The organism is Inquilinus ginsengisoli (assembly GCF_050434925.1).
Taxonomy (GTDB): Bacteria; Pseudomonadota; Alphaproteobacteria; order DSM-16000; family Inquilinaceae; genus Inquilinus; species Inquilinus ginsengisoli_B.
Window position 1 is genome coordinate 2,588,760 of record NZ_JBNDJK010000001.1, and the last position, 20,750, is coordinate 2,609,509.

Consider the following 20,750-nt stretch of genomic DNA (forward strand, 5'->3'; position numbering starts at 1 on the left):
GGCCGAGCTGTGAAATGCGCCCGGCCGGCCCCGGGACTCAGAATGAAGCAGATTTAGCAGAGGCTCTGCATATTATGTTAGGCAAATCGTCACCCCAACCTGCCGATCGGCGCTTCCTTGCCGGGCTCGCATGCCGCGAACGAACCCGGCCTTGGATGACGGGCACGCCAGAGTCCGCCCTGGGTTACAGCACGAAGTCGCTGGCCGTCAGGGCGCGGTCGGCGATGACGTTGATGGCGAAGTCGGAGACCTTGTCGCCGTTGACGTCGGCATAGACCACCTGGATCGCCCCGGCCGTCACCACCCGCAGCCCGCCGCCCGCGCCGGTGTAGGCGCCGGTGCCGAAGGTGAAGGCGGTGTCGCCGTTGCTGGAGTTGCCGTCGGCGTCGATCGCCGACAGGTCGATCCTGTCGCCGGTCGAGACGTCCAGGATCGTGTCCTTGCCGAGGCCGGAGACCGCGCTGTCGGACAAGGCCGTGTAGACGAAGCGGTCGGCGCCGTCGCCGCCCTTCAGGGCATCGCCGCCTCCACCCCCGGTGAGCACGTCATCGCCGGCCATGCCCCACAGGGTGTTGGCGCCGGCGTCGCCGGCCAGGGTGTCGACGAAGCCCGAGCCGATCACCTGCTCGAAGCCGCTGAGCGTGTCGCCCGCGGCGTCGCCGCCGGAGACGTCACCCGTGGCGAGATCGACCGACACGCCGGCGGCCGAGCCGAGATAGCTCGCGGTGTCGATGCCGTCGCCGCCGACCAACGCATCGGCCCCGGCCGCGCCTTCGAGCGTGTCGTTGCCGTCGCCGCCGTCGAGCCGGTCGTCGCCGGCGCCGCCCAGGATATTGTCGTCTCCCGCCTCGCCGAAGACCTGATCGGCCTCGCTGCCGGCGTCGACCGAGTCATTGCCGATGCCGCCATGGACCGTGTCGATCCCGGCGGCGCCGACCAGGCGGTCGGCCCCGTCGCCGCCGGAGAGCGCGTCGTTGCCGCCTTCGCCGGAGAGCGCGTCGTCGCCGCCATTGCCGACGATGGTGTCGTCGCCCAGCTCGCCGCCGATGATGTTGCGGGCGTTGTCGCCGGTCAGCTGGTCGCCCTGGCTGGAGCCGTACAGGTGCTCGATGTTGTCGAGCTGGTCGCCCGCGGCGTCGCCGCCCGAGGCGGTGTCCGCCAGCAGGTTGACCACGACCGCTGCGGTCGAGCCCTGGTAGTTGGCGAAGTCCGAGCCGGCGCCGCCGTCCAGCACATCGCCGCCCCCGCCGCCGCGGAGCTGGTCGTCGCCGGCCCCGCCGCCCAGCGCGTTGACGCTGCCGTTGCCGTACAGCCGGTCCGTCTGGGCAGAGCCGGTCAGGTTCTCGATGCCGGTCAGCGTGTCGCCCTGGGCGTCGCCGCCGGTGCCGGTCCCCGCGATGAGGTCGATGACCACCCCCGAGGCGGAGGCCGCATAGTCCGCCGTGTCGACCCCGTTGCCGCCGAAGAGGCGGTCGGCGCCGGCCCCGCCGACAAGCGTGTCGTCGCCGTTGGCGCCGCGCAGGTCATTGACCCCGCCATCGCCGGTCAGGGTGTCGGCGAAGGACGATCCGACGAGGTTCTCGATGCTCAGCAGCGTGTCGCCCGCGGCGTCGCCGCCGGAGGCGGTCCCGCTCAGCAGGTTGACCGAGACCGCTGCCGCCGATGTGTCATAGCCGGCGGTATCCAGGCCGGTGCCGCCGTCGAGGGTGTCCGCCCCGGCCCCGCCGATGAGCGTGTCGGCCTCAGTGCCGCCGGTCAGCACATTGGCTGTGGCGTTGCCGGTCAGCGCGTCGGCCAGGGCCGAGCCGGTGAGGTTCTCGATCCCCGCCAGCGCGTCGTCCTGGGCCTCGCCGCCGGTGCCGGTCCCGGTCAACAGGTTGACCGTGACCGCATTCGCCGAGCCCGTGTAGTCGGCGGTGTCCGTACCGCTGCCGCCGATGAGGCTGTCGGCGCCGGCCCCGCCGCGGAGCACGTCGTTGCCGTCGGCGCCGGTCAGCGCATTGGCCGCGGCGCTGCCGATCAGCGTGTCGTTCAGAGCCGAGCCGACGAGGTTCTCGATGGCCGTCAGCGTGTCGCCCTGGGCATCGCCGCCCGTGCCGGTGCCGGCCAGGAGGTTGACCGTGACGCCCGCGGCCGAGGCAGCATAGGTCGCCGTGTCGGTGCCGGTGCCGCCATCGAGCGCGTCGGCCCCGGCGCCGCCCTGGAGCGTGTCGTCGCCATTGCCGCCGGTCAGCACATTGGCCGCGGCGCTGCCGATCAGCGTGTCGTCGAAGGCCGAGCCGAAGACGTTCTCGATCGCCGTCAGCGTGTCGCCCTGGGCGTGGCCGCCGGTGCCGGTTCCAGCCAGCAGGTTGACCGTGACGCCCGCGGCGGACGCCGCATAGGTCGCCGTGTCGATGCCCGCACCGCCATCCAGCGCGTCGGCCCCGGCACCGCCGTCGAGCAGGTCGTTCCCGGCGACGCCTTCGAGGATGTTGGCCCCGGCATTGCCGGTCAGGGTGTCGGCGGCGTTCGAGCCGGTGACGTTCTCGATGCTGTCGAAGATGTCGCCGGCGGCATCGCCCCCCGTCGCGGTGTTGGTCGCGAGATTGATCGTGACGGCCGCGGACGCGATGTAGTCGGCGGTGTCGCTGCCGGCCCCGCCTTGCAGGATGTCCGCGCCGCCGCGGCCCGCGAGAACATCGTCGCCGGCGCCGCCATCCAGGACATTCGCCCCGGCCTGGCCGTTGATCACGTCGGCGAAGGCCGAGCCGATGACGTTCTCGATGCTGCCGAAGCTGTCGCCCGCGGCGTCGCCGCCCGACGTGACGCCACTCGAGAGACTGAGCGTGACGCCCGCGGCGGAGGCGGCATAGGAGGCGGTGTCGGTGCCGTTGCCGCCTTGCAGCGCGTCGGCCCCGGCGCCGCCATCGAGCAGGTCGTTGCCGTCGACGCCGTCGAGGGCGTTGGCCCCGGCATTGCCGGTCAGGCTGTCGGCCTGGTTCGAGCCGGAAAGATTCTCGATGCTGTCGAAGGTGTCGCCGGCGGCATCGCCGCCCGTGGCGCTGTTGGTGGCGAGGTTGATCGTGACGCTGCCGGTCGCGATGTAATAGGCGGTGTCGCTGCCGGCCCCGCCGCGCAGGAGGTCCGCACCGCCGCGGCCTGCCAGCAGGTCGTCGCCGGCGCCGCCGTCCAGGATATTCACCCCGGCACTGCCATTGATGTTGTCGGCGAGGGCCGAGCCGAGGACGTTCTCGATGCTGTCGAATGTGTCGCCCGCGGCGTCGCCGCCCGACGTGTCGCCACTCGAGAGGCTGAGATTGACGCCTGCGGCGGATGCGGAATAGGAGGCCATGTCGATGCCGGTGCCGCCCCGCAGCGCGTCGGCGCCGGCGCCGCCCTGGAGCGTGTCGTTGCCGTTGCCGCCGGCCAGGACATTCGCCGCGGCGCTGCCGGTCAGCGTGTCGTTCAGGGCCGCGCCGATGAGGTTCTCGATGGCCGCCAGCGTGTCGCCTTGGGCGTCGCCGCCGGTGCCGACACCGGTCAGCAGGTTGACGGCGACCGCCGCGGCCGAGCCGGCGTAGTCTGCGGTGTCCGTGCCGTTGCCGCCGTTGAGGGCGTCGGCCCCGGCCCCGCCGAAGATCAGGTCGTTGCCGTCGCCGCCGTTCAGCGCATTGGCCGCGGCGCTGCCGGTCAGCGTGTCGTTGAAGGAGGAGCCGGTGGCGTTCTCGATGGCCGTCAGCGTGTCGCCCGCGGCGTCGCCGCCGGAGACGGCACTCGTCAGCAGGTTGATCGACACAGCCGCCGCCGAGCCGGTGTAATCGGCGGTGTCTGCCCCGTTGCCGCCGTTGAGGGCGTCGGCCCCGGCCCCGCCGCGGAGCGTGTCGTTGCCGTCGCCGCCGGCCAGCACATTGGCCACGGCGTTGCCGATCAGCGTGTCGGCCAGGGCCGAGCCGATCAGGTTCTCGATGGTCGCCAGCGTGTCGCCCTGGGCGTCGCCGCCCGTGCCGGTTCCGGTCAGCAGGTTGACCACGACCGCGGCGGCCGAGGCGGCGTAGGTCGCGGTGTCGGTGCCGGCGCCGCCCTGCAGCGCATCGGCGCCACCGTGGCCCTGGAGCGTGTCGTTGCCGTCGCCGCCGGCCAGGATGTTGGCCCCGGCATCGCCGGTCAGCGCGTCGGCGAAGGCCGAGCCGGTCAGGTTCTCGATGTCGGTCAGCCTGTCGCCCGCGGCGTCGCCGCCGGAGACGGCCGCGCTGAGCAAGTCGACCGACACCGCCGCCGCCGAGCCCGTGTAGTCGGCGGTGTCCAGGCCGTTGCCGCCGAGGAGGAAATCGGCCCCGGCCCCGCCGCGGAGCACGTCGTCGCCGTCGCCGCCGAAGAGGGGGTTTACGGACCCGTCGCCGGTCAGGGTGTCGGCGAAATTCGAGCCGACGAGGAACTCGATGTTGATCAGCGTATCGCCTTCGGCATAGCCGCCCGTCGCGGTGTGGGCCTGAAGGTCGACCGATACCGCGGCTGTCGAGGCCGCATAGTTGGCGAAGTCACCGCCCCCGCCACCATCGAGAATATTGGCCACGGCATTGCTGATCAGCATGTCGCTGTTGTCCGCCGAGCCGGTGACGTTCTCGATGCCGATCAGCGTGTCGCCATCGGCATCGCTATTGATGATGCCGCCGGTCGTCGAGCCGGTGCCCGTCGTGAGGTCGACGATGACGCCCGCGCCAGACGCGGCATAATTGGCCGTATCGTTGCCGGCCCCGCCGATCAGGGTGTCGGCGCCGGCACGGCCCGCCAGCACGTCGTCGCCGGCGCCGCCATCCAGGACATTCACCCCGGCACTGCCGTTGATCGTATCGGCGAAGGCCGAGCCGATCACGTTCTCGATGCTGTTGAATGTGTCGCCCGCGGCATCCCCGCCCGAGGTGTTGCCGGTCGTGAGGCTGAGCGAGACCCCGGCGGCCGAGGCGGCGTAGGTCGCCGTGTCGACGCCGTTGCCGCCCTGCAGCGCGTCGGCGCCACCGAGGCCGGCCAGGACATTGGCCCCGGCGTCGCCGGTCAGCGTGTCGTTCAGGGCCGAGCCGGTGAGATTCTCGATGCCGGTCAGGATATCGCCCTGGGCATCGCCGCCCGAGGCGGGGCCGTTGACCGTGACCACGACCGCGGCCGCCGAGGCGGCGTAGGAGGCGGTGTCGGTGCCGGCGCCGCCGTTCAGCACGTCGCCGAACTGGCCGCCTTCGAGCCAGTCGTTGCCGCCCCCGCCGTTGAGCGTGTCGGTGCCGCCGCCGCCAAAGCTGTCGCCGCTCAAGATGTCGTCGCCATTGACGCCGTTGAGCAAATCGTTGCCGCCCATTCCGATCAGAATGGTATCGCCGTTCAGGTTGGCGGTCAGGACGTCGTTGAACTCCGAGCCGGCCACGTACTCGAATCCGGAGAGGGTGACGCCCCCGGAACCGACGCCGGTGGTCAGGTTGACAGTGATGGCCGAGCCCGAGGCGCCCGAGAGGTCGAGGATGTCAAAGCCGGAACCGCCGATCAGCGTGTCGGCGCCGCCGCTGATTTGGATAACGTCGTCGCCGGCGCCGCCGTCGACCGTGTTGGCCCCACCGTCGCCCCGCAGGCCGTCGGTGAAGGCGCTGCCGATCAGGTTCTCGAAGCCGCTGAAGGTGTCGCCCGTGGATTCGCCGCGGTTGCCAAAGCCGGCGTTCAGGTGCACCTCGACGCCCTCGGTGGCGTTGGCATAGCTGAGCGTGTCGATGCCGGCGCCACCGCTCATGGCATCGACACCCAGGCCGCCCTGGATGATGTCGTTGCCCCCGAGGCCGCTGAGCGTGTCGTTGCCGGCGCCGCCATTGATGATGTCGATGCCGTCCGGGTTGGCCGGATTGCCCGGATCGGTCCCGGTGAGGGTTTCATTGCCGGCGGTGCCGTTGAGGATCTGGGTCATGGCTTCTCCCCCGCTGTCGAGGCAGCACCGCCGATTTCGGGGAGGAGCGGCCGAACCGTGAAATGCGCCCGGTTGGCCGGGACTCAGAATGAGTAAATTTTAGCAGACGTTTTGCATACTCAGGTAGGACAAAATCATCAGGATTGATGGTTCATTGCCGTGGAGCGACGGAAGGAGCCGAATGCCGTCAGCCCAGCAGATGTCCGATTTCGGGTGGATGGTCGCTGAGGTGTCGTCCGGGAATCAGTGAGTTGATGGCCTGACTCATATCCAATTGTCATGCCCGGGCTTGACCCGGGCATCCAGAGATGTCGATGCCGCTCTGGGTGGCCCCTGGATTGCCGGGTTGATCCTCGGATCAAGTCCGAGAACGGCAATGACAATAAAAGAACAAGGCGCGAGGATCACTGCGCGTGGGCGGCGACGGTGCCGCGGTCCTGCGAGCCGAGGGCCTGGGCGTAGAGAGTGGGGTCGCTCAGCAGGTCGATGGCGACCTGGAGATCGAGATCGGCGTCGTGCACCTGCCAGGGGCAGGCGGCGCGCACGCGGCGCAGCGCCGCATCGTCGTCCGGCGCCTGGAAGCGCTCCGCCGCCGCATCGGCCATGCGGGGCAGCTGGCCGGCGCGGAAGGCCTGGATCAGGGCCTTGGCGTCGGTGCCGGTGCCGCTGGTGCAGACGGTCGGCAGGATGCCCTGGCGGTGCCAGGTATAGCCCGACGGCGCGTAGATCCGGCTCCAGGTCAGGAACAGCTCGCCGTCGTTCGGCAGCCGGGTCACGGTCTGGACGCTGCCCTTGCCGAAGGAGGTGGAGCCGACCAGGATCGCCCGGTCGGCATCCTGCAGCGCCGCGGCCGTGACCTCCGCCGCCGAGGCGGAGTGGCCGTCGACCAGAAGGGCCAGCGGCAGGTGGCCGGAGATGTCGCCGTCGCGGGCGCTGAAGCTCTGGTCGCTGTCCGGGTTGCGGCCGCGGGTCGAGACGATCTGGCCGTGGTCCATGAACATGTCGGCCAGCGCCACCGACTGGTCCAGCAGGCCGCCCGGATTGCCGCGCAGGTCGAGGACGACGCCGCGGGCCCGGCCGTTGAGGCCGCGCAACAGGCCGGTCACGGTGTTGCGGACCGCGGCGGCGGCGGTGGTGTTGTAGCGCAGCAGCTTGACGATGATGACGTTGTCGCGCACCTCGCTGCGCACCATGTTCTCGATCACCTTGGCGCGGGTCATGGTGACGGTGCGGCTGCTGCCCTTGGGCTCGCGCACGGTCAGGTCGACCTTGGTGCCGACCGGGCCGCGCATCAGGTCGGCGATCTCGTCGACCTTGGCGTCCTCCACCGACACGCCGTCGATGGCGACGATCATCGAGCCCTTCAGCAGGTTGGCGCGCGCGGCCGGCGTGTCCGGGAACACGTCGCCGATCACCGGCCGGCCCTTGTCGTCCTGGCTGAGGGCGATGCCGACGCCGGTATAGCCGTCGCGCTGGGCGCGGTCGTCGCGGGCCCGGTCCGGGTTGACGTAGCGGGAATAGGGGTCGAGATCGGCCAGCAGCGCGTCATAGACCGCCTGATAGGCGGCCTCGCTGCCGGCAGCGGCGACCTTCGGCGACGCCAGCGAGGCGGAATCGAGGGTGGAGGCGACCAGCGTGCCCCAATCGTAGGAGGCGTCGGGGCCGGGCGACTCGAAATCCCCGACCACATGGCCGGCGCGGACCAGCTGCACCCGGCCGCCGTCGCGGCGGGCGCTGAGCGTGTCGTCCAGCTTGGACAGGCCGTTCAGCCCGTCCAGCGCCAGCGTCCCGAAATCCTCCTTGACCAGATAGACTTCCTGGATCCGGTCGAAGCCGACGGTGAACACCGAGGGGTCGGCGAAATGGCCGCCCTCGCGGGCCTGCGCGTCGGCCTGGGGGGCGGGAGATTCCGGGGCGGAGGCGAGGCAGCCCGAAAGCACCAGCAGCGCCGCAACAACCGCCGCCAACCGCTTCTGACGAAACACTTACTGGAACTCCGGGCCCGAGTTTATCGAGCGCACTTTAGGCCAGGTACTTGACAGGAAAAAGGCGTTATTGCAGCGCAGCAGGGCTGCGTTCAACGCCGAGGCCCGCGCGGCGGCCCGGAGCCTGGTTTCCGGCCGGATCGGGGCCCCGATCGCATCCCGATCCGTGGGGGGCCCCGTCGCCCCGGTTCCGGCAGCGGCGGCAGGCCTTCGACATCGGCGCCATGGCCGGCATCGACCAGGGCGAAGACGGTGCTGCCGGTCAGCGGATCGGCCTCCGTCACGCGGACCCGCACCCGGGCGCCCAGCCGGAACACCCGGTTCCAGCGCCGGCCGACCAGGGCGTGCGCCGCCTCGTCATGGTCGTAGTAGTCGTCGGGCAGGGTCGAGATCGGCACCAGCCCGTCGGCGCCGGACTCGTCCAGCTTGACGAACAGGCCGAACTTGGCGACGCCGCCGATCCGGCCGGGCAGGATGGCGCCGATCCGGTCCGACAGCCAGCTGGCCAGATAGCGGTCGACCGCGTCGCGCTCGGCCTGGGCGGCGCGGCGCTCGGTGACCGAGATGTGGGTGCCGATCTCCTCCAGCCGCGACAGCTCCTCGTCGGTGGCGCCGTCGGTGCCGAGATGCAGCAGCCGGATCAGCCCACGATGCACGGTCAGGTCGGCATAGCGGCGGATCGGCGAGGTGAAATGGGCGTAGCGGGGCAGGGCCAGGCCGAAATGGCCGAGATTGTCCGGGCTGTACACCGCCTGGGCCTGGGCCCGCAGCACCATCTCGTTGACCATCGGCTCTTCCGGCCGGCCCACGGCCCGCGCCAGGATCTGGCCGAACACGCGCGGCCGCATCACCTGGCCGAGCGACAGGGTGTAGCCGAGCGGCTCCAGGAACTCCTTCAGCGACTCGACCCGGACGCGGTCCGGCTGGTCGTGCACCCGGTACAGCGCCGGCAGGCTCTTGTCGCTCAGCGTCTCCGCCGCCGCGACATTGGCGGCGATCATGAACTCCTCGATCAGCTTGTGGCTGTCGAGCCGGGCCCGGATGCCGATCGAGGCGACGCGGCCGTCCTCGCCGAGCTGGACCTTCCGCTCCGGCAGGTCCAGCTCCAGCGTGCCGCGCTTGTCCCGCGCCGCCAGCAGCGCCTGGTAGGCGCCGTAGAGCGGGGCGATCACCGGCTCCACCAGCGGGCCCGTGGTCTCGTCCGGCTGGCCGTCGCGGGCGGCCTGCACCTGCTCATAGGTCAGCCGGGCGGAGGACCGCATCAGCCCCCGGCGGAAGCGGTGGCGCACCAGGCGGCCATGCTGGTCGATCCACAGATCGGCGGCCAGGCAGGCGCGGTCCTCGTCGGGGCGCAGCGAGCACAGCCCGTTCGACAGCGCCTCCGGCAGCATCGGCACGACGCGGTCGGGGAAGTAGCAGGAATTGCCGCGCTCGAAGGCGTCGCGGTCCAGCGGCGACCCCGGCGGCACGTAATGGGCGACGTCGGCGATGGCGACGATCAGGTGCCAGCCGCCGGGATGATCGGGATCGGGCTCGGCCCAGACCGCGTCGTCGAAGTCGCGGGCATCGGCGCCGTCGATGGTGACCAGCGGGATCCGGCGCAGGTCGACCCGGTCGCCCAGCGCGGCCGGTTCGGCGGCCTCGGCCTGGGCCAGCGCCTTGGGCCGGAAGTCGGTCGGGATGCCGGCGGCATGGATCGCGATCAGGCTGATCGAACGCGGATCCTCGGCATCGCCGTAGCGGGCGGTGACCACGGTGCGGCGCGGGCCGAGGCGGTCCGACGCTTCGACCAGCGCCTCGACCAGGTCGCCGTCCTTGGCGCCGCCGGTGTCGCCCTCGCGCACCGGCCAGGTGTCGCGGGCGCGCTTGTCGGCCGGCACGATCCGGGCCTGGCCGTCGCGGCCGCGGCGGAACACGCCGACCACGCGGACATCGGCCTGGGTCTCCAGCCGGCGCATGGTCCGGCCGGTCCAGCCGCCGTCCTCATCCTGCTGCAGCCGCGCCAGCACCCGGTCGCCGACCGCCAGGGCGCCCTGGCCGCGGCCTTCGGCGGCCCCCCCGGCGATCATGCCGATGCGCGGCGGCGGCTCGTCCTCCTCCCAGCGGATCGGCTGAGCCAGGGCCTCGCCGTCGCTGTCGATGGCGACGATGCGCAGCACGGCGACATTCGGCAGGGCCGCGGCACCCGGCGCCCGCATGCGGCGGCCGCGGCGCTTCTCCAGCTGGCCCTCCTCGGCCATGTCCTGCAGCAGCTGTTTCAGCCGCACCCGGTCGTCGCCGGTGATGTGGAAGGCGCGGGCGATCTCGCGCTTGCCGACGGTGTCGTCGCGCGACTTCAGGAACTCGGTGATCTGCTCGCGCGTCGGGAACGGCTTGGCCGCTTTCTTGCCCTTGCCCAGCGGCGTCTTGGCCGGGACGACGGTCTTGACGACCTTCTTCCGCTTGATCGGCCGGCGGACCGGCGGCTTGCGGGTGGGCGGTTCGTTCATGGCGCGGGGCTCGGTTCGGGGGGCGCGGACCCTATCAGGGTAATCCCGACGAAGCCGTCACATGAAACAAGTCCCCCCTCCCCTTGCGGGAGGGGGGCAGGGGGAGGGGGCTGCGCGCGTCCGCGCGCGAATGAGCAGGGATGCGGCCGGCTGAGAGAACCCCCTCCCCCTAGCCCCCTCCCGCGAGGGGAGGGGGGACTCGGATAAATCCGGTGGATGGGGGAGGAGGCTATGGTCACTCCGCGGCCTTGCTCTTGCGCGCCGTGGCCTTCTTGGCCGGCGCCTTCTTCGCGGCCGATTTCGGCGCCGCCTTGGCCGGAGCGCGGCCGCGGCCGCCCTTGGCCGGGGTCTTCGCTGCCTTGGCGGCCAGCCACTCGACCGCCTTCTCCACCGTCACCGCCTCGGGCTCGACGCCGCGGGGCAGCGAGGCCATGACCTTGCCGTGGCGGACATAGGGGCCGTAGCGGCCGGCGAACACCTTGATCGGCTCGCCGCCGTCGGGATGCGCCCCGACCTCGCGCAGCGGCTCGGCGCTGGGCCGGGCCTTGGCGTTGTCGGCGGCCAGCAGGTCGACGGCGCGGTTCATGCCGATCTTCAGCACATCCTCTTCCGGCGGCAGGTTCTTGTACTTGTCGCCATGCTTCAGATAGGGCCCGTAGCGGCCGATGCCAGCCAGGATCGGCTCGCCCGACTCCGGGTGGCGGCCGATCTCGCGCGGCAGCGACAGCAAGGCGAGCGCTTCCTGCAGCGTCATCGCCATCGGGTCCTGCGCCTTGGTCAGCGAGGCGCGCTTCGGCTTCTCGCCCTTCTCGGCCTCGTCCTTCGGCCCCAGCTGGGCGTAGATGCCGTAGGGGCCCTTGCGGATCGACACCGGCAGGCCGGTCTCGGGATCGTCGCCGAGCAGGCGGGGGAGGGCCGAGTCCTCGGCGCCGCCGTCCTCGCCCGGGGCGCCGAGCGGCCGGGTGAAGCGGCATTCCGGATAGTTCGAGCAGCCGATGAAGGCGCCGGTGCGGCCCAGCTTCAGCCCCAGCCGGCCCTTGGCGCAGGACGGGCACAGCCTAGGATCGGTGCCGTCGCCCTTCGGCGGGAACAGATGGTCCGACAGCGCCTCGTCCAGGGCCGAGATCACGTCGCCGATCTTGAGGTCCTTGGTGCCCTCGATCGCGGCGTGGAACGCGGTCCAGAAGTCGCGCAGCACCTGCTTCCAGTCGAGCTTGCCGCCCGAGATGTCGTCGAGCTGCTCCTCCAGCTTCGCCGTGAAGTCGTACTCGACGTAGCGCTTGAAGAAGTTCTCGAGGAAGGCGGTGACGATGCGGCCGCGATCCTCCGGGATGAAGCGCTTCTTCTCCAGCCGGACATATTCGCGGTCCTGCAGCACCTGCAGGATCGAGGCGTAGGTGGAGGGGCGGCCGATGCCCAGCTCCTCCATCCGCTTCACCAGGCTGGCCTCGGTGAAGCGCGGCGGCGGCTGGGTGAAATGCTGCTCGGGGGTGGTCTTGCGGCGGTCGACCGCGTCGCCCTTGGCCATCGCCGGCAGGCGGCGCTGGCTCTCGTCGGCGTCCTCCCCCGGGGCCACCGGGTCGTCGCGGTCCTCCTGGTAGACCTTGAGGAAGCCGTCGAAGCGGATGACCGTGCCGACGGCGCGGAACACCGCGGTCTGGCGGCCATCGGCGACGTCGACGATGGCCTGGTCCATCACCGCCGATTCCATCTGGCAGGCCATGGTGCGCTTCCAGACCAGCTCGTACAGCCGCAGCTCCTCGCGCGACAGGGAGCGCGACACCTCCTCCGGCCGGCGGCGCAGGTCGGTCGGGCGGATCGCCTCATGCGCTTCCTGCGCGTTCTTGGCGGTCGATTTGTAGACCCGCGGCTGGGGCGGGACGTAATTCTGGCCGTACATGCTGCCGATCGCCTGGCGCGCCTGGGCGATGGCCTCGCCCGCCAGGGTCAGGCCGTCGGTCCGCATATAGGTGATCAGGCCGACGGTCTCGCCGCCGATGTCGACGCCCTCGTACAGGCGCTGGGCGGTGCGCATGGTCTGGGTCGCGCTCATGCCCAGCTTGCGCGACGCCTCCTGCTGCAGGGTCGAGGTGGTGAAGGGCGGGGCGGGATGGCGCCGCACCTGCTTGGTCTCGACCGAGGTCACGGCGAAGGCCAGCGGGTCGATCGCCGCCACCGCGGCCCGGGCCGAGGCCTCGTCCGGCAGGTCGAACTTGTCGAGCTTGCGGCCGTTCAGATGGGTCAGCCGGGCGGTGAATTCCTCGCCCTTCGGCGTGCGGAACACCGCCTCGATGCTCCAGAACTCGCGCGCCCGGAACCGTTCGATCTCCAGCTCGCGCTCGCAGATCAGCCGCAGCGCCACGGACTGGACGCGGCCGGCCGAGCGGGACCCTGGCAGCTTGCGCCACAGCACCGGCGACAGGGTGAAGCCGACCAGATAGTCCAGCGCCCGGCGGGCCAGATAGGCCTCGATCAGCTCCTGGTCCAGGTCGCGCGGATGGGCGACGGCGTCGAGGATGGCCGATTTGGTGATCTCGTTGAAGGTCACCCGGCGGATCTCGACGTCCTTCAGCCCGCGGCGGTCGCGCAGCAGCTGCTGCACATGCCAGGAGATGGCCTCGCCCTCGCGATCCGGATCGGTGGCCAGCAGCACGCGGGTGACGTCCTTGGCGGCGCGGGCGATCTCGTCCATGCGGGACTTGCCGCGATCGGCCAGCTCCCAGTCCATGGCGAAGTCTTCGTCGGGCCGGACCGACCCGTCCTTGGCCGGCAGGTCGCGGACATGGCCGAAGCTGGCCAGCACCGTATAGTCGCGGCCGAGATATTTGTTGATCGTCTTGGCCTTCGCGGGCGACTCGACGATGACGAGGGTCTGGTCTGCCAAAGCGCCACACTCAATCTTTACGACGGCGTCGCCGGAGGGGCGGCGCCAGGAAAACCACGCCTCGCCGCGGGGCGCTGCGTCAAAGCAGACTGATCCGGTTGCCGGGCTGGCGCTCGATCCTGCCGGCGAGTTCGAGCTCCAGCAGCACGGTCAGCACCACCGGCGGAGACAATTGGCAATCGCGCAACAGTTCGTCAACCGCCGTCGGCGTCGGCGACAGCCGTTCCAGCACCTCCGCCATCGCCCGGGCGCGGTCGGCCTCGGCCCCGTCGCCGCCCTCCGGCAGGGCGGTGGAGTGGGAACGGGGGCCCATGGGCGACGGTTCCCGCAGCAGCGGGGCGGAGATCTGCGGCGCCAGCGCCTCGAGCACATGCTCGGCCGATTCGACCAGGGTGGCGCCGCCGCGGATCAGCCGGTTGCAGCCCTGGGCGCGGGGGTCGAGCGGCGATCCCGGCACCGCCAGCACCTGCCGCCCCTGCTCGGCGGCCATGCGGGCGGTGATCAGCGAGCCGGAGCGCAGCGCCGCCTCGATCACCACGACGCCGAGCGACAGGCCGGAGATCAGCCGGTTGCGGCGTGGGAAGTGGCGCGCGGTCGGCTGGGTGCCGAGGGCGCATTCCGCCACCGCGAGCCCGGATTGGCCGAGGCGGTCGTACAGCCCGGCATTCTCCGGCGGGTAGACGATGTCGAGGCCGCCGGCCAGCACCGCCAGCGTGCCGGTGGCGAAGGCGCCCTCATGCGCCGCGGTGTCGATGCCGCGGGCGAAGCCGGAGGCCACGGTGAAGCCGGCCTCGCCCAGCTCCCGCGCCATGTCGCGTGCCATGCGGCGGCCGTTCAGCGAGGCGTTGCGCGCGCCGACGATGCCGACCATCGGCCGGGTCGCCAGCTCGCCGCGGCCGAGCAGCGACAGCACCGGCGGCGCATCCTCGATCGCGGCCAGGGCCTCGGGATAGTCGGGCTCGCAGGCGGCGACGAGGCGGCCGCCGATCCGGGCCAGCGCCTCCAGCTCCCGCTTCGCCTCGGCGACGGAGGGCGGCTTCAGCCCGGCCCGCCGGCCGCCTCGGCGCGACAGCTCCGGCAGCGCCTCGATCGCCGCGCCGGCGGAGCCGTAGCGGCTGACCAGGTGATGGAAGGTGATGGGCCCGACGGCGTCGGTCCGGGCCAGGCGAAGCCAGTCCAGCCGTTCGGCTTCGCTCAAAGGCCGCCGGGGCGTCGTCATCCGGCCAGCTTCGGGGCAGGGCGGCGGCCGGGTCAATCGGGATCTCGTGGAAAGGCCGCTTCAGGCGGCCGCCACTTCCGGCTTGGCCGTTTCAGGCGCCTCGACCTCCGGCTCGGCCGCCACCCGCAGCCGCGCCAGGAAATGCCGCAACAGCGGGGGCTCGTAGGCGAATTCCAGCCCGCGGAGATGCCGGCCGCGGCCGGCCACGGCGATCAGGCAATCGGCGATGTAGTCCATATGGTCGTTGGTGTAGACGCGGCGCGGAATGGCCAGCCGGACCAATTCCAGCGGCGACGGCTTCTGACGCCCCGTCGAGGGATCCCGGCCGAGCAGCAGCGATCCGATCTCGACGGCCCGGATGCCGCCCTCGAGATAGAGCGCGTTGGTCACAGCCTGGGCGGGAAACTGCGACGGCGGGATGTGCGGCACCAGCTTCCTGGCGTCGACGAAGACGGCATGGCCGCCGACCGGAGTCTGGATCGGGATGCCGCCGCGCCGAAGGCGCTCGCCGAGATAGGCGACCTGGGCCATGCGATAGGACAGGAACGTCTGGTCGATGCCCTCGCGCAGCCCGATCGCCAGTGCCTCCATGTCGCGCCCGGCGAGGCCACCATAGGTGACGAAGCCCTCGAACGGCACGCAGCGGATCCGCACCGCATCGAACAGCGCCTCGTCCTCCCGGATGCAGCAGAGGCCGCCGATGTTCACCAGCCCGTCCTTCTTGGCGGACATCGTCATCGCGTCGCCGTACCGGAACATCTCGCGGACGATGTCGCCGATGCTCGCCTCCGCATAGCCCGGCTCGCGCTGCTGGATGAACCAGGCGTTCTCGGCGAAGCGGGCCGCGTCGATCACGACCGGAATGCCGTGGCGCCGGGCGATCGCATGGACGGCGCGCATGTTCGTCATCGAGACGGGCTGGCCGCCGGTGCTGTTGCAGGTCACCGTGACGATGATGCCGGCGACGTTGGCCGGGCCGTGCCGGGCGATGGCGGCTTCGAGCCGGTCGAGATCGAAGTCGCCCTTCCAGCCATGGTCGGACGCCGTGTCGAAGGCCTTTTCCGTGACGACGTTGACGGCCCGCGCGCCGCTCAGCTCGACATGCGCGGCCGTGGTGTCGAAGTGGTAATTCGAGATGAAGACGGGCTGCCGGTCCCCGCCCCGCATCCGTTGCACCAGGCAGGGGAACAGGATGTGCTCGGCGCCCCGGCCCTGATGGGTCGGCACGACGAAGGGATAGCCGAACAGGCCCCGGACGGTCTCCTGCAGGTGAAAGAAGCTGCGGCTGCCGGCGTAGGATTCGTCGCCGGTGACCAATCCGGCCCATTGCCGGTCGCTCATCGCCCCGGTCCCGGAATCGGTCAGAAGGTCGATGTAGACGTCCTCGCCCTTCAGCAGGAACGGGTTGTTGCCGGCCGTCTCGAGGGCGGCCTGCCGCGCCTCGGGCGTGATCGCCCGGATCGGCTCGACCATCTTGATTCGGAAAGGTTCCGGGATGCGTCGCATGGTCCGCCCTTGATTCCGCCAAGTCCTGTCGGCACTCATACAAGGGGAAAAGTCGGGCTTAATCAATCATGCAGATTGTAAAGAAATAGAAACATCGAATTGTCGACGATTGATATTTAAATCCCAGGGGATTGTCTGGGACGCCGCGGGAGGGAATGCTGGGCGGTCAGCCCGGCGCCGGCTTCTTCCGGCCGATCTTCGGCTCCTCGCCGCGCAGCAGGCGGCGGATGTTGCCGTCGTGGCGGAGGAACACCAGCACCGCGATGAACAGGGCCAGGGCGGCGCGGGTCAGGTCGGTCCGGACCGCGCCGAGGACCGGCACGCCGGACAGGGCCAAGGCCAGGACCGGCGCCGCGGCGACCGAGGTCAGCGACGCCAGGGACGAATAGCGGAACAGCACGGCCATCACCAGCCAGACCAGGCAGCACAGCACCCCGACCGGCCAGGCGATCGCCAGCAGGGTGCCCAACGCCGTGGCCACGCCCTTGCCGCCCTTGAAGCCGAGCCAGACCGGGTAGTTGTGGCCCAGCATGGCGCCGCCGCCGGCCAGCACCGCCAGCATCGGGTCGAACAGGCCGGCGACCAGCACGGCGGCCGCGCCCTTGCCGCCATCCAGCAGCAGCGTCGCCAGGGCCAAGCCCTTGTTGCCGGTGCGCAGCACGTTGGTGGCGCCGATGTTGCCGGAGCCGATGCTGCGGATGTCGCCCAGCCCGGCGGCCTTGGTCAGCACCAGGCCGAACGGGATCGAGCCGAGCAGATAGCCCAGCACCGCCGCGGCGGCGAGCGCCCAGATCGAGGTGGGGTCGAATGAGGACATGAGCGAATCCGTTCCTGCGCCGGCTCCATCATGGCGATTTTCCCGGCCGGGGGAACGGCGATGTCGGGCGAGAGCATGATGGTTTGAGGCCGGACCGCTCCGGCGCGATCAGCAGGAGCGACAGGATTTCGGATGTCCGCGTTGCCTCTCCCGCCTGGCGGGAGAGGCAATCTGTTCTGCCGGGCCCGATTGTTCTGGCGCGATCTGACCCAAAATCACCGGCGTTATGCGGCGTGGTTCAGGTGGCGGATGCGGCGCAGCTGCGGGAACCAGGTCGACCACAGCCCGGCCACCGCCATGGTGCCGAGGCCGCCGACCACCACCGCCGGCACCACGCCGATCAGCGACGCCGAGATGCCGGAGCGGAACTCGCCGAGCTCGTTCGAGGCGCCGACGAAAACCATGTTCACGGCATTCACCCGGCCGCGCAGCGCATCCGGGGTCCACAGCTGGATCAGGGTCTCGCGGATATAGACGCTGACCATGTCGAAGGCGCCCATCATGATCAGCGCCACGATCGACAGCCAGGGCAGGGTGGAGGCGCCGAAGACGCAGGTGAAGGCGCCGAAGCCGGCGACGCAGGCGAACATGATCAGCCCGGCCTGGTCCCCGATCGGCCGGCGGGCCAGCCAGATCGCCACCACCAGCGCGCCGATGCCGGGGCCGGCCCGCAGCAGGCCGAGGCCCCAGGGCCCGACGTCGAGGATGTCGCGGGCATAGACCGGCAGCAGCGCGGAGGCGCCGCCCAGCAGCACGGCGAAGAGGTCGAGCGAGATCGCGCCCAGCACCACCTTCTCGCCCCAGATGTAGCGGAAGCCGGCCCCCAGGCTCTCCCAGCTGGCCGGCTCCGGCACGGTCTTCTGTGCCGGCTTGGGGATCAGAGTCACCAGCCCGATCGAGACCGCCATCAGCACCGCGGCGAAGGCATAGGGCACCTCCGGCGCCAGGCCGTACAGCAGGCCGCCGATCACCGGGCCGCTGATGGTGGCGATCTGCCAGGAGGAGGAGTTCCAGGCGATCGCGGTCGACAGCTCCGCCGGCGGCACCAGGTTCGGCAGCAGCGACTGCACCGCGGGGCCGAGGAAGGCGCGGGCGATGCCGAAGCCGGCGAGGACCAGGAAGATCGGCCAGACCCGGTGGTCGCCGCCGATGGTCAGGACCAGCAGCGCCAGCGCGCACAGGATCTCCGCGGCGATGCAGATGGCCATGATCCGGCGGCGGTTGTAGCGGTCGGCCGCGGCGCCGGTGACCAGCACCAGCAGCAGCGACGGCAGGAACTGTACCAGCCCGACCAGGCCGAGATCGAACGGGTCGCGGGTCAGGTCGTAGACCTGCCAGCCGACGGCGACGCTGATGAACTGCACCGCGAAGGTCGCGATCAGGCGGGCGGTCCAGTAGTAGGCGAAACCGCGGTGGCGGAAGATGCTTCCGGACTCGGCGGCAGAAGGATCTTCGTCGGTCATCGGCGGCGCGTGGGAAAGGGGCGCCGACCATAGCGGGTCAAGGTACGTGGCGGAACCCGGATCGCCGGGATGGCTGCCCGGCGATCCGGAGCTGCCGTCAGTCGATGGCGTCGCCGGTGGCGTCGAACGGCGCGGCGACGGGATGGCCGACCACAGGCACGGCCTTGACCACGGCGCCGGTGACCCGGAACGGCGCGGCGACGACGCCGCAGCCGGCCAGGGCGACGGCCGCGATGGCCAGAGCCAGCCAGCGGGCATGTCGGTGGTAAGTGCGGGTGCTCATCTCTCGTCCTTGGTCTGCTTCCGGGATAGGAACGGCGTCGGTACCTGTATCCTAACACTCCCGCCGCGGCGATGGGGGCGGCTGCTCGGTCGCAGCGGATCGATCCCGGGACACCCGGCACAGCGCGCAGGCTACAGCCACGCCCATCCTTCGAAGGTAGTGCTCCACCGCGTCGCCATCGTTGTCGCCGATGATCGCCCCGACATAGCCGTCGGGACGCACCAGAACCCAATCGCCGGATTCCAGAGCGTAAGCGTCGCGGAAATGGCCTGCATCGTCGACGAGATCGCCGCGCACACCGAATGTGTGAACATGCACCCCGGGGTACGCCGGCACGGCATTCCGCACGACATCTTGCCCGATGACCGTCCAGTGCGGCCCGCTGAACAGCGAAAACAGGCGGGTTTTCTGGCCTGCGGCACCGCGAATGGGCGCATCGGGTGCGCGGCCCCCCGCGAGCAGGCGGCGGACGCGTGTCGACTTCACCAGCGCGAGAGAGGATTCGGGGTAGCCCAGATCGAGCTGGTGAACCTCGCGTCCGCGCCGCATGTCGCCGCGCTTGGCTGCGTCGAGCAACCTGGTGGCGAGACCCAGCATGCCGGCAGCGATCGGTCGACGCTCCTCCTCGTAGCTGCCGAGCAACGCATCGGGCGCGCCGTTCAGCACCGCGGCCAGCTTCCAGCCGAGGTTGTAAGCGTCCTGGACACTTGTATTCAGCCCCTGGCCGCCGGTCGGCGGATGGATGTGAGCGGCATCCCCGACCAGGAAAACCCTCCCGGCGCGATAGCGATCGGCGAGCCGGGCGTTCATGGTGTAAGCCGATGCCCAGGCCATGGACCGGACGCGGATGTCGTCACGTCCGGTGCGCTGCGCGATCAGTGCGTTCAGGCCCTCGGCGGAGAGATCGAGGTCGCTCTCGAGCGGGATCGGGCCCTGGATCTGGAAAAGGTCGGTCCCGGCCAGCGGACAGAATGAGATCTGCCGCTCCATGTCGCCTTCCGCAAACCAGTGCCAGGCGTCGCGGTCGAGACCGCTCAACGCGACATCGGCGACGACAGCGCGAACGCCGAGCGTCTTGCCCGGGAAGCCGATGTCCAGCGCATGGCGCACGAAACTGCGGCCGCCATCGGCGCCGATCAGCCAGCGCACACGGATGATCTCTTCTCCCGTCCGGCGTGCGAGGCGCGCGGTCACGCCGTCCGCGTCCTGCTCAAAGCCGACCAGTTCGCAGCCGAACTCCGGCCGGCGCCCGAGTTCGACGAGCCGCTCGCGCATCACAGCCTCGGTCAGGAACTGCGGCAGCATGAGCGGAACACGATGGGGCTCGGCCGGCGTCGACTCCTCATGCTCCGTCATGTCGGACTCGATGAAGCTCCCGTCATCACGATATTTCCGCTGCTTCGGATAGACCCCGCCCGCTGCGACAACCCGGTCGAGAAGGCCGAGATCCTCGAAGACTTCCTGCGTGCGCGGCTGGATACCCTTGCCGCGCGAGCCGCAGAACGGATCGTCCATCTTCTCGATCAGCCGGAAGGAAACGCCCCGGCGCGCCAGGTCTATCGCGAGCGTCAAGCCTGCCGCGCCTGCGCCGCAAATCAGCACGTCGGCTGCAAATTGCTCTGTCACCGCCATCTCCTTATGTGCATTATGCACATAATAGGAGGGCCGGCATGTCGTCAACAAAGAAAGTGCATAATACACATATTGGCGACCGGCTGCGCGAGCTGCACGGTGCGCTGATTGACATCGTCGGCGTCATGAACCGTCCGCAGCGCGACGAGGCGATGGTGCGGGCGGCCGGCATATCGCTCGACCGCGCGCTCTTTCCGCTGCTGGTCAGCATCGAACGGCGCGGTCCCATCGGCGTCGTCGATCTCGCCGATCGCGTCGGGCGCGACTACACCACCGTCAGCCGCCAGGTCGCCAAGCTGGAAAGCCTCGGTCTCGTCGAGCGCAAGGAAAGCGCCGCCGATCGCCGCGTTCGCGAAGCCACCATCACGCCGAGAGGCAAGGCGATGACCGATCTGATCGATGGCGCCCGCGAGAGGATGGGGCGAGCGATCTTTGCGAGTTGGGATCAACGGGATGTCGAGGACCTGGTGCGGCTGATGCGCAGGTTTGCGGACGACATCATGGCGGACGTCCCAGACAGTCCAGGGAACAATCGATGACGCCCATGCC

At 70.5% G+C, this 20,750-nt stretch carries 11 protein-coding genes; 1 reads left to right on the top strand and 10 read right to left on the bottom strand.

All coding sequences use genetic code 11. The features are described 5' to 3' along the window. Positions 1 to 184: 184 nt before the first annotated feature. From QFZ27_RS12220 to QFZ27_RS12265, 10 genes are all read right to left on the bottom strand, one after another. Positions 185 to 5,923, bottom strand: coding sequence for a hypothetical protein (locus QFZ27_RS12220; RefSeq protein ID WP_429226660.1), 5,739 nt, complete (start codon positions 5,921 to 5,923; stop codon positions 185 to 187). 404 nt (positions 5,924 to 6,327) lie between these two features. Continuing rightward, positions 6,328 to 7,908: a S41 family peptidase gene (locus QFZ27_RS12225; RefSeq protein ID WP_429226661.1), complete on the bottom strand. Its 1,581-nt coding sequence runs from the start codon at positions 7,906 to 7,908 to the stop codon at positions 6,328 to 6,330. A 92-nt stretch (positions 7,909 to 8,000) separates the two neighbouring features. After that, entirely contained in the window at positions 8,001 to 10,397 is a 2,397-nt protein-coding gene (rnr, locus tag QFZ27_RS12230; RefSeq protein WP_429226662.1) for a ribonuclease R, read from the bottom strand. A 235-nt stretch (positions 10,398 to 10,632) separates the two neighbouring features. Continuing rightward, positions 10,633 to 13,281, bottom strand: a complete 2,649-nt coding sequence (gene topA / locus QFZ27_RS12235; RefSeq protein WP_429226663.1) for a type I DNA topoisomerase — start codon at positions 13,279 to 13,281, stop codon at positions 10,633 to 10,635. A 79-nt stretch (positions 13,282 to 13,360) separates the two neighbouring features. Then, the gene (dprA, locus tag QFZ27_RS12240) at positions 13,361 to 14,500 is read right to left on the bottom strand and encodes a DNA-processing protein DprA (RefSeq protein WP_429226664.1); all 1,140 of its coding nucleotides are present in this window, start codon (positions 14,498 to 14,500) and stop codon (positions 13,361 to 13,363) included. 60 nt (positions 14,501 to 14,560) lie between these two features. Next, positions 14,561 to 16,045 (bottom strand): tryptophanase, encoded by a 1,485-nt coding sequence (locus QFZ27_RS12245; RefSeq protein ID WP_429232446.1) that lies wholly within the window; start codon positions 16,043 to 16,045, stop codon positions 14,561 to 14,563. A gap of 127 nt (positions 16,046 to 16,172) precedes the next feature. After that, entirely contained in the window at positions 16,173 to 16,823 is a 651-nt protein-coding gene (plsY, locus tag QFZ27_RS12250; protein WP_429226666.1) for a glycerol-3-phosphate 1-O-acyltransferase PlsY, read from the bottom strand. Positions 16,824 to 17,047: 224 nt separating this feature from the next. After that, positions 17,048 to 18,286, bottom strand: coding sequence for an MFS transporter (locus QFZ27_RS12255; protein ID WP_429226668.1), 1,239 nt, complete (start codon positions 18,284 to 18,286; stop codon positions 17,048 to 17,050). A 97-nt stretch (positions 18,287 to 18,383) separates the two neighbouring features. Then, positions 18,384 to 18,569: a DUF6726 family protein gene (locus tag QFZ27_RS12260; protein ID WP_429226670.1), complete on the bottom strand. Its 186-nt coding sequence runs from the start codon at positions 18,567 to 18,569 to the stop codon at positions 18,384 to 18,386. Between the two features lie 51 nt (positions 18,570 to 18,620). Beyond that, positions 18,621 to 20,201 carry an FAD-dependent oxidoreductase gene (locus QFZ27_RS12265; protein WP_429226672.1) on the bottom strand — a complete coding sequence of 527 codons (1,581 nt, stop codon included), beginning with the start codon at positions 20,199 to 20,201 and terminating at the stop codon, positions 18,621 to 18,623. A gap of 38 nt (positions 20,202 to 20,239) precedes the next feature. On the opposite strand from QFZ27_RS12265, the gene QFZ27_RS12270 reads away from it, so the two are divergent. Continuing rightward, positions 20,240 to 20,740 (top strand): MarR family winged helix-turn-helix transcriptional regulator, encoded by a 501-nt coding sequence (locus tag QFZ27_RS12270; protein ID WP_429226673.1) that lies wholly within the window; start codon positions 20,240 to 20,242, stop codon positions 20,738 to 20,740. Positions 20,741 to 20,750: the final 10 nt, after the last annotated feature.